This window comes from Nocardia sp. NBC_00881, assembly GCF_045207455.1.
GTDB lineage: Bacteria > Actinomycetota > Actinomycetes > Mycobacteriales > Mycobacteriaceae > Nocardia.
In genome coordinates, this window is record NZ_CP108798.1 from 3,946,207 (window position 1) to 3,955,145 (window position 8,939).

The window sequence follows — 8,939 nt, forward strand, 5'->3', positions numbered from 1 at the left end:
GTCGATGTCACCGCATGCATTGTCCGCTCATGCCGCTGCGGCAATATGCTCGGAAGCGTAGGCTGATCAGCGTCCGGTTTCCTACGGTGGTGAGGAAGGTGGAGCCATGTCGACGACCGATCGTGACTGGAGTAAGCCGGCGGCGATGGCCATCCCTGAGGAAGGCTATTTCGAGCTGGAGCGGGGTAGGTATGGGCCGATTTATCCACGGACGCCGGCCTGCTATGGTTTCTCGATCATCGCGAAGGTGAAGCCGGGTCGAGAAGACGTTATTCGCGCGTACGGCAAGCAGATAGAGGATGCGGTGGCGGGTTGTCCGGATGTGCTGGCGCCGCTGCGGCTGCATTATCTGCGGTGGGTGTTGTTCGATGTCGGATCGGGATTGCATTTCCAATATCAGGGCATCTTCGACACCGATTTCGACAAGTACACCGAGGATGCCGTGGCACTCTTCGGCCAGACCGGTATCACCACGGTTTTCACCAATCTCGAAGGGTTTCCCGAGGATTGGAAGGATAACCCGGAGGCGTTCGTGAAATTCGTCCGCGAACATCAATTTCCGAGCTTCCTCGAGTACGGCGAGTACCCGTACGTCACCGCTGACAAGATCAAAAAGGCGTTGCGGCTCGAGGCGGCGTTCTCCGACATGCTCGATCAGATGCAGTGATCAATGCTCGAACTCGACGATATACAGCACATCCTGCTGACTCGGACCCCGGCGTTGACCGGCCGGTATGAGTTCGTGTCCTTCGGTGATCCCGCCGGGGGCCGGGTATGGTTGACCGCGTTGCTGGACCGGGTTCAGTCGGCTGCGGACGCGCGCGCCACGATGGACAGCTCCCAGCGCTGGATCACGCTGGCCTTCACCTGGCGGGGGCTGCGGGCTTTGGGGGTGTCGGAGGAAGCGCTTTCCAGTTTCCCTGACGAGTTCGGTGAAGGCATGGCCGCCCGCGCCGACATTTTGGGTGACACCGGCGCTGATCATCCCGATAACTGGGTGGGTGGGCTGGCCGGTGATGACCTGCACGCCATCGCGATCTTGTTCGCCCGCACCGATGTCGAACACCGGCGGTGCACCGCCGAACACCACAGGCTCGTAGCGCGCTGCCCGGGTGTGCGGGTGTTGTCGTTCTTGGATTTGAACGCGACGCCGCCCTTCGACTACGCCCATGACCACTTCGGGTTCCGAGACCGGTTGTCCCAGCCGGTGATCGAAGGATCCGGCGAAGAACCGACGCCGGGCTCGGGTGCACCGTTGAAACCCGGTGAATTCATCCTGGGCTACCCCGACGAGGAGGGGCCACCCCACGGGCTGCCGCAGCCGGAGGTTTTGTCCCGCAACGGCAGCTACATGGCCTACCGGCGACTGCAAGAACACGTTGGGGCGTTTCGAGATTATCTGCGAGCGCATGCCGACACCCCGGACGAGCAGCAGTTACTCGCCGCGAAATTCATGGGCCGCTGGCCCAGCGGCGCCCCCTTGGCGCTGGCCCCTGACCGTGATGATCCACAGCTGGGTGCCGATCCCATGCGCAACAATGACTTCAACTACAAGGAGATGGACCCGCATGGCTACGCAGTGCCGCTGGGCTCGCACGTGCGGCGACTCAACCCACGTGACACTGCGGTCAACATGAACCGCCGAAGGATGATTCGCCGCGGCGCTACTTACGGGCCGGCCCTGCCCGAGGGCGCTCCCGATGACGGGGTGGACCGAGGCATTGCCGCGTTCATCATCTGCGCCAGCCTGGTCCGTCAGTTCGAGTTCGCCCAAAACGTCTGGATCAACGACAAGACTTTCCACGAACTCGGCAATGAACGCGACCCCATCTGCGGTACCCAGGACGGTGCCCTGGAGTTCACGATCCCCCAGCGACCCATCCGTAAGGTGTGCCAGGGCCTGCCGGCGTTCACCACGCTCAGGGGCGGTGCGTACTTCTTCCTGCCGGGTATCAGCGCCCTGCGATACCTGGCCACGCTCGGCAGTCGAGGGTGAGGGCATGAGCACCCGGTCTCCGGCTCGCACCTACAACCAGAGCCACGTCTCACGCAGGCACGATGGGCGACGGCGGATCAGCATTTATTGGACGTGGAGCTATCCGTGGGAGTCTCAACGCGATCCCGCCGAAATGTATAACCGCTTCTCCACGATGACCGAAGTCCGCAACGTACTGTGGCCGAGCTACGAGATTCCCGAGTACGACGCGGAGCACTTTCTGCAAGGCATTGCCGGCACACTCGAGCTGTTCCATCGCTCCACGCTGGCGTTTCAGCAGCTGGCCGGTGCGGTGACCGGGCATCCGGTCGCAGTGTTCCAACGTATCGACCAGGCCGGCTACACCTTGCCGATCGACGAGCGGATCCTGGCCGACACCGACACGCTGATGGTGTTCGGACTCGATCACGTCCTGTCCGAGCAGGAAGCCGCACCCGAAGAAAGCGCCGCGATCCAGGTGTGGCTGCAACGGGAAGGCACCTGCCTGCTGTTGGCGCCGCACCACGACGTCGGCTTCACCGACGACTACACGCAGCGACAAACCGAATACGCGCATCACGGCGACCGCCTGGTGCCTCGTCAGCAGCGATTCGGCCAGTACACGCGCTCGCTGATGAAAGCGCTCGACATACCGGTGCACAACAAATGGGGGCTACGTCCCGCGGTCGTCGACGGCACCGGTGAGATCGCCCCCCTGACCGGGTTCCGCGATCTGGACGCACCCCGGCTGCTGGACAACGTCACCACACTCAACTTCCACCCCCATCTGCCGCACTACGAACTCACCGCGCCCGAAAGCGACTCGCTACGTGTCCTGGGCCGCCAACGCGTCGACCCCACCCGGCCCCACCCCTTTACCGCGGCCGGTAACACGGAGTTCAACGCGCTGATCTGGATACCACCCACCGGCCCACGTGCCGGCGACATCGTACTCATCGACTCCACCAACTTCACCACACTGTTCGGCGGCACCGACAGCCTCGAAAACCTCTGGCACAACCTCGCCACCATGAAATAAAGCCAAGCCAAGCCACGCTGCAGGTGAGTTCGACCTCGCGGCCGATCTCGGCCAGCAGTGTCCCGAACTTCACCTGCGCCGCGGGCGTGACGGTCTCGATGAGGATCGCCCGCACTTCCACCTCGGTACTGCGGCCGTGCTGGGCTGCACGTACGCGCAACGCCTCGCGTACGTCGCCGGGTCCCCACCCAGATCGCCAAGGTGCTCGGAATCTCAAGAGAACTGACCGCACCGGGCGCTCGGTCGAACTGGTTCCCCAGAACCCGACAACAATCGGGTCACGTTGCGACACAGCGGTTCCACCTATATAGCTAGTCCTCCATCAGTGCGCTTTCGGCCAGCGTGTTGGGTTAGCCCAATTGGTCCTGACCTTGGGTCCGGTCCGCTCCGTCAATGCTCGTTCGTCGCACCCTTTTGCGACCTTCGCCACCGGCTCCCTCCGCCACGGAGTACGCGAGCATTTTCGGATTGGACAACGGTGGGGAATGTGGCGGGCATTATAAATGGGTCTACGCGGACACTTCTGGAGTGCGGCGAAACCGCGTAGAATTTGAGCAGGTCGGGACAGTATCTGGAGCCCTATCATGACCGAGAAAAAGAATTCACACACGAAGTTCGGCCGGTTGGCGGCCGCCGCCGGTATAGCCGCAGCAGCCGCGATTCCGTTCGCCGCAGCCGCGGCGCAAGCGCCTACCGCACACGCAACGACGCCCCCGTCTGCAACCCAACTCGTCGACAAACCCGGTGGGGGTCACGGCGGCGGTGGCTGGGGTCACGGCGGCGGTGGCTGGGGTCACGGCGGCGGTGGCTGGGGTCACGGCGGCGGTGGCTGGGGTCACGGCGGCGGTGGCTGGGGTCACGGCGGCGGTGGCTGGGGATGGAATCCCGGCTGGTGGAATTGGTGGAACCCACCCGGCTGGGGTGGCTGGGGCAGCTTCTAGCGCCGGTGACTGAGCCCGGACACGCACAGCGTGCCGGGCTCGGTTGCATCGAGTGCCGATCATGTGAAGCCAGGTTCGACTAACCGGGCTGGAGCTGGTGAGATGAAGAGCGTGTGCATCGGTAGCGGCGGTGGCACCGCGCAGCGGGGCCTTCCTCGACTCACTTCGACACCGCTCCGCTGATGCGTCACCTATAGACCAACCTGATCCTGGCAGCGGACGGCTGCATGCCACGAGCCAGGATCAGGAGCCGGATCACAGAAATCGGACGTGAGCGGCAGAAGCTCGAGGCCGAATTGGCGTCGACGCCGGCCGGTTCAGGCGTGGGCGGGCAGCAGCTCGGCGATGAGCGCCTCGACCCGGGCCTGGATCTCGTCACGAATCGGGCGCACGGCCTCGACACCCTTGCCGGCCGGGTCCTGGAGATCCCAGTCGCGGTAGCTGACGCCGGGGAACACCGGGCAGGTGTCGCCACATCCCATGGTGATGACCACATCGGAGGACTCCACGGCGTCGAAGGTCAGCACCTTCGGCGACTGGCCGGCGATATCGATCCCGACCTCACCCATCGCCGCCACCGCTGCCGGATTGATCGATTCGGCGGGTGCGCTGCCGGCGGAGCGAACTTCGATCGCGCCTCGGGCGAGGTGGGCCAGGAATGCGGCGGCCATCTGGGAACGGCCGGCGTTGTGGACGCAGACGAACAACACGCTGGGCTTACTGGTCATACGGGGACAACCTTTCAGAAAGACGGGATGTCGAGTTCGGCGCACCGTCGGCGTGCTCATCGCAGCAAGGCCCCGTCCAGGGCAGCTCCGTCGCGGAACCGGTTACGCAGGGCGAGAGAGACATACACCAGCGCCCACCAGAACTGGGACCTCGATCAGTGGCCCGACGACCCCGGCGAGTGCCTGTCCGGAGGTCGCGCCATAGGTGGCGATCGCGACCGCGATGGCCAGTTCGAAGTTGTTGCCCGCCGCGGTGAACGCCAAGGCGCTGCAGTGCCTGCGGGACGACCTGGTAGTACACCCAGGAAGCGCGGCGTTCGCTGGTCAGCAACCCGGCCTCGCGCAGCACCTTCAGGTGGTGGGAGGTCGTCGGCTGGGTCAGGTCGATGCCTTCGGACAGGTCGCACACGCATTCTTCCTGCCCGGCCCGGGACGCGATAGAGCTCAGCAACCGCAACCGCACCGGATCCGACAAGGCCTTGAATACCGCCGCCAACTCCACCGCGGCTTCGACCGGCAGGGGCTCACGCACCCGTGATCCTGGCCTGCATGCCTCGACCGGGGTCACCGGCAACTGCGACTTAGACATGCATCGATATTGACGAATATCTATCGCTTAGACAAACGAACACCCGGTGAACAACCCCGCACCGCACCCCAGCGCCGCCGTGCAGCGCAGTTGCCTTGCCGTCCTCGTCATGGATCTATGCGGCGCACACGCTTCGATGTCCGGCCCGTGCCCGGTGGTGGAATCACTTGGGCGGACCGATTCGACTCACCGCCCGTTGCGTTCCGACCCGCTGAGTTGTCGCCACGTCCGTACCAGCTGGCTGAACTCCTTGACCTGAACGAGCACGTGGTCGCGGGCAGCGTTCTCCGCGGCCTCGGCGTCGCCGGCGGCGATGGCGTCCGCGATCTCACGATGTTCGGCCATGGAACGTCGCATGCGATCGGGCACCCGCAGCTGCAGCCGCCGGTACGGCTGCAGGGCTCGTTTGAGCGAATGGACCTGCTGCCGTAGATATTCGTTGCCGCAGGAGTCATAGACGACGCCGTGGAACGCGGCATTGGCATAGTAGTAGCTGTCGGCGTCGCCGGTCGTCGCATGGTCCTCGCATTCCCGCAAGATGCGTTCGAGGCAAGCCGTTGCCCGGCATCGAGATTCGGGTGGTGGACCGTGAGACCGGACACGCACTGCCCGACGGCGAGGTGGGCATCGTCGAAGTCCGCGGCCCCAATGTCTTCGCCGGCTATTGGCAGATGCCCGAGAAGACTGCCGCGGAATTTCGTGCGGACGCCTACTTCATCACCGGTGACCTGGGCCGCATCGATGCCGACGGCTACCTGTCCATCGTCGGCCGGGACAAGGACCTCGTCATTTCCGGGGGCTACAACATCTATCCCAAGGAAATCGAGGAACTGCTCGACACACACCCCGCGGTGCCCGAGTCCGCCGTGATCGGGGTCCCGCATCCAGACTTCGGCGAGACAGTGGTGGCCGTTGTCGTCGCGGCACCGGGACGGCACCCGCGAGCCGGGGAGCTGCTGGACTTCATCGCCAGCGACCTCGCCCGGTTCAAACAGCCACGTGCGGTGCGCATCATCGAGGCGCTGCCCCGCAACGTCATGGGGAAGGTGCAGAAAGCCGAACTGCGCAAGCGCTACGCCGACCTGTTCGCCGGCGTGGGTGCGTGATTCGAGGGCAATCGGATCGGCAGGCCCGACCCCTCTAAGTCAGGAGAAGACAATGATCATCTATGGCGTAGCAGCGCTGGCGCTGTGCCTGCTCGCGGGCACGTTCGTCGGTGAACTGCTCGATGTCGTCGATGGCACGCAGGCCGTTACGGCAGGACTGGCGCCCCTTGCCTTTCCCATCGACCGCCTCGACAGCGCCACCGCCGACATCGCTGCCAATCCGCCCGCTGCGGTGCGCGCGGCCGAATGGGCGATCGACAACGTGTTCGCCCCCCTGCGCGAACAGCCCACCGGCCCCGCCGCCGATCATGACGCGATGCGCTACCGGCTGGGCGAGTTTCCGGTCCGCACCGACACCGTGAGCTGACCCGGCACCTTACCGAATGTCCCTGCGCCCCAGGGCTGTCTCCAGTTCCACCTGCGAATCGAGAATACAGTGCAGATCGACGACGATCCCATACAGACGACCACCACCGCAGACCACCCCGTCCGGCTCACCTCCACCCAGCGCCGCGCCTTCTGGGGCTCTTTCGGCGGCTGGGCCATGGACGGATTCAACTGGACCGTCTTCGGACTCGTCCTCGCCCCGACCATGACCGCCCTGCTGCCACGCGCCGGCATCGAACCCACGGCCGCCAACATCGGCTGGTACGGCCAGATCAGCGCCGCCCTGTTCCTCGTCGGCTGGGGTTGCTCGGCAATCTGGGGCCCGATCGCCGACCGCTTCGGCCGCAAACCCGCGATGACGCTGTCCATCCTGATCTACGGCGTATTCACCGCACTGGCAGGCCTCGCCACCAACTTGTGGGAATGGAACGCCTTCCGCTTCCTGGCGCACTTCGCGGTCTTCACTATCTGGCTGCCCGAGCAATACCCCACTCGGATGCGCGCCACCGCATTCGCCTTCACCACCACGTTCTCTCGCTGGTTCGCCGCCGCCGGCACGTTCCTCATCGGCTATGGCATCCACGAAACCGGATCTCTCACCATCCCTTTGAGCGCAACCGCGCTGGTATTCGTGCTGGGCATCGGCCTGGTCCGCGCCGCACCCGAAACCCGCGGCGTAACACTGCCCGACTGAGTTGAAGCGCCACCATGGCAGCGCCGAAACCGACCCGAACCCTGCGGCTCGACCACATCCTGCCGCGTGCCACCGATATTGCCTGTACCAGCAGACACTCCTGGGTCGGCGAGGAACATGTCATCCTCGCCGTCCAGCGCGATCCGCAATCGACACCTTGTCGCGAACTACATGGACTGGGCATCTCCTCGAACCTGCTGGCCTCGGCCCTGTCGCTCGCCGTGAACGCCGAAGGATACTTCACCGCACCCGAGTCCTCGGCAATCCACTGCAGGCATCCCGGCGACCAGGGGCACCTCCGGTCCGAGTAGTTACGACATGCCCGAGCCGCTCGCCGACCGCTGATCGGACGTCCAGCGCAAGATGCTGCTATGCACCTGCGACCGGAACGGTGTCGGTGTCGGTGTCGGTGTCGGTGTCGGTGTCGGTGTCGGTGTCGGTGTCGGTGTCGGTGTCGGTGTCGGTGTCGTACATGATTATCGCGGTCTGTTCGCCACCGACCGCGGCAACCAGTTCGGCGCGCCCGCACCTGGCCCGGCCAGTTATGGCCCAGACAGGTGGTCCATACCGCAAGCGATCCGCCCATCAGTCATACTGTTGACTGCCGTTGTCTCCCAAGATATTTGACAAACGCTATAACGGGATAGATCAGTGTAGTCGGCCGGGCGGCGGCCGGGAGAGGGAAATCATGGGATTCCCAAGTGAATTCGGCAAGGGCGCCGGTGCGGGCGTCGCACTGCTCGCACTGCTCGCACTGCTGCCCGGTACCGCGCAGGCGGCCATCGGGCGGGCCTCCTACGTCACTGTGGCGGGAGAGATCTTGTCGATCGAGCGGCCGGACAGCGGCGACTGTATCCAATTGCAGAATGCCACAGTGCGTTTCGAGAACGGAACCAGCGACCGGGCATACCTGTTCGGTGATTCCGCGTGCGGTGCGGGATCCGAGATAGAGGGTGTCGATCTCATCTGGAATGCCCCGGCCGGGGTGCAGGCCCTGTCCGTGCGCTTCGCGCCAACCGGGTAGCCCGCGGCATCGACGCCGGAAAGACCCGAAAACCGCCCTCCCGCAATGAGTTGTGCGGCGACGGCGCTGTGGTCGCTAAGCGACCGTGAGCACGATCTTGCCTTGGATATGCCCTCGTGCGGCGCGTTCGTGCGCCGCCCTGGCGTCCGCGAGCGGGAACGTGGTGTCGATCGCGACGCACAGCGTGCCCGCGTCGAGTAACCGACCCAATTCAGCGAGCTGTGCACCGCTCGAACGGACCTGGATGCCGAGACCGTGGCGCCAAGCTTCGCGGTCTCTTCGTCGTCGTAGTCGCCGAAGAACACCGGGCACAGGGCACCGCCGAGCATGCGCAGGAACCGACTGCCGGCGTGGCCGCCGATGGCGTCGACGAGCCCATCTCCGCAGTTCCGAAGCATGATTCGTTCCAGGAGGGGCGGCCGCTCTGCGCGTCGCCCACCCCTCGGAATCGATCAT

The 8,939-nt window shown here is 64.8% G+C and carries 13 protein-coding genes and 2 pseudogenes; 9 read left to right on the forward strand and 6 right to left on the reverse strand.

Annotation, left to right across the window (positions count from 1 at the left end):
• The first annotated feature begins 106 nt into the window (after window positions 1–106).
• From OH799_RS16460 to OH799_RS16470, 3 genes are read left to right on the forward strand one after another with little or no spacing between them, the layout of a single operon-like run.
• Window positions 107–667, forward strand: coding sequence for a hypothetical protein (locus tag OH799_RS16460; protein ID WP_406281173.1), 561 nt, complete (start codon window positions 107–109; stop codon window positions 665–667).
• Window positions 668–670: 3 nt separating this feature from the next.
• Entirely contained in the window at window positions 671–1,996 is a 1,326-nt protein-coding gene (locus OH799_RS16465; RefSeq protein WP_406281175.1) for a Dyp-type peroxidase, read from the forward strand.
• A gap of 4 nt (window positions 1,997–2,000) precedes the next feature.
• Window positions 2,001–3,014 (forward strand): hypothetical protein, encoded by a 1,014-nt coding sequence (locus tag OH799_RS16470; RefSeq protein ID WP_406281177.1) that lies wholly within the window; start codon window positions 2,001–2,003, stop codon window positions 3,012–3,014.
• Here OH799_RS16470 and OH799_RS16475 read toward each other — a convergent pair.
• Complete coding sequence (locus tag OH799_RS16475) at window positions 2,947–3,306, reverse strand: FitA-like ribbon-helix-helix domain-containing protein (RefSeq protein WP_406281179.1); 360 nt, start codon at window positions 3,304–3,306, stop codon at window positions 2,947–2,949. The two genes, OH799_RS16470 and OH799_RS16475, sit on opposite strands and share 68 nt — an antisense overlap.
• A 292-nt stretch (window positions 3,307–3,598) precedes the next feature.
• Between OH799_RS16475 and OH799_RS16480 the strand changes: the two genes are divergently transcribed.
• Entirely contained in the window at window positions 3,599–3,955 is a 357-nt protein-coding gene (locus OH799_RS16480; RefSeq protein WP_406281181.1) for a hypothetical protein, read from the forward strand.
• Between the two features lie 317 nt (window positions 3,956–4,272).
• On the opposite strand, the gene OH799_RS16485 is transcribed toward OH799_RS16480, so the two are convergent.
• From OH799_RS16485 to OH799_RS16500, 4 genes and pseudogenes are all read right to left on the reverse strand, one after another.
• Window positions 4,273–4,683, reverse strand: coding sequence for an arsenate reductase ArsC (locus tag OH799_RS16485; protein WP_406281183.1), 411 nt, complete (start codon window positions 4,681–4,683; stop codon window positions 4,273–4,275).
• Window positions 4,684–4,739: 56 nt separating this feature from the next.
• Window positions 4,740–4,953, reverse strand: a pseudogene (locus OH799_RS16490) (arsenic resistance protein); the annotation flags it as partial.
• Window position 4,954: 1 nt separating this feature from the next.
• Window positions 4,955–5,272: pseudogene (locus OH799_RS16495) on the reverse strand (ArsR/SmtB family transcription factor); the annotation flags it as partial.
• A 186-nt stretch (window positions 5,273–5,458) separates the two neighbouring features.
• The gene (locus tag OH799_RS16500; protein WP_406281185.1) at window positions 5,459–5,809 is read right to left on the reverse strand and encodes an FCD domain-containing protein; all 351 of its coding nucleotides are present in this window, start codon (window positions 5,807–5,809) and stop codon (window positions 5,459–5,461) included.
• Between the two features lie 20 nt (window positions 5,810–5,829).
• Between OH799_RS16500 and OH799_RS16505 the strand changes: the two genes are divergently transcribed.
• The 5 genes from OH799_RS16505 (at window position 5,830) to OH799_RS16525 (ending at window position 8,483) form a co-directional block, all read left to right on the forward strand.
• On the forward strand, window positions 5,830–6,378 hold the full coding sequence (locus OH799_RS16505) for an AMP-binding enzyme (protein ID WP_406281187.1): 549 nt from the start codon (window positions 5,830–5,832) through the stop codon (window positions 6,376–6,378).
• A 52-nt stretch (window positions 6,379–6,430) separates the two neighbouring features.
• Window positions 6,431–6,745, forward strand: coding sequence for a malonate transporter subunit MadL (locus OH799_RS16510; protein ID WP_406281189.1), 315 nt, complete (start codon window positions 6,431–6,433; stop codon window positions 6,743–6,745).
• A gap of 69 nt (window positions 6,746–6,814) precedes the next feature.
• The gene (locus OH799_RS16515; protein ID WP_406281191.1) at window positions 6,815–7,459 is read left to right on the forward strand and encodes an MFS transporter; all 645 of its coding nucleotides are present in this window, start codon (window positions 6,815–6,817) and stop codon (window positions 7,457–7,459) included.
• A 14-nt stretch (window positions 7,460–7,473) separates the two neighbouring features.
• Window positions 7,474–7,770, forward strand: a complete 297-nt coding sequence (locus OH799_RS16520; RefSeq protein ID WP_406281193.1) for a hypothetical protein — start codon at window positions 7,474–7,476, stop codon at window positions 7,768–7,770.
• A gap of 377 nt (window positions 7,771–8,147) precedes the next feature.
• Window positions 8,148–8,483, forward strand: coding sequence for a hypothetical protein (locus OH799_RS16525; RefSeq protein WP_406281195.1), 336 nt, complete (start codon window positions 8,148–8,150; stop codon window positions 8,481–8,483).
• Between the two features lie 75 nt (window positions 8,484–8,558).
• Here OH799_RS16525 and OH799_RS16530 read toward each other — a convergent pair whose 3' ends face one another.
• Complete coding sequence (locus OH799_RS16530) at window positions 8,559–8,795, reverse strand: zinc-binding dehydrogenase (RefSeq protein WP_406281197.1); 237 nt, start codon at window positions 8,793–8,795, stop codon at window positions 8,559–8,561.
• Window positions 8,796–8,939: the final 144 nt, after the last annotated feature.

Coding starts and splice junctions, on each gene's coding strand:
- OH799_RS16465 (WP_406281175.1), top strand. CDS start 671: ATGCTCGAACTCGACGATATACAGCACATCCTGCTGACTCGGACCCCG.
- OH799_RS16470 (WP_406281177.1), top strand. CDS start 2,001: ATGAGCACCCGGTCTCCGGCTCGCACCTACAACCAGAGCCACGTCTCA.
- OH799_RS16510 (WP_406281189.1), top strand. CDS start 6,431: ATGATCATCTATGGCGTAGCAGCGCTGGCGCTGTGCCTGCTCGCGGGC.
- OH799_RS16485 (WP_406281183.1), bottom strand. CDS start 4,683: ATGACCAGTAAGCCCAGCGTGTTGTTCGTCTGCGTCCACAACGCCGGC.
- OH799_RS16525 (WP_406281195.1), top strand. CDS start 8,148: ATGGGATTCCCAAGTGAATTCGGCAAGGGCGCCGGTGCGGGCGTCGCA.
- OH799_RS16460 (WP_406281173.1), top strand. CDS start 107: ATGTCGACGACCGATCGTGACTGGAGTAAGCCGGCGGCGATGGCCATC.
- OH799_RS16520 (WP_406281193.1), top strand. CDS start 7,474: ATGGCAGCGCCGAAACCGACCCGAACCCTGCGGCTCGACCACATCCTG.
- OH799_RS16480 (WP_406281181.1), top strand. CDS start 3,599: ATGACCGAGAAAAAGAATTCACACACGAAGTTCGGCCGGTTGGCGGCC.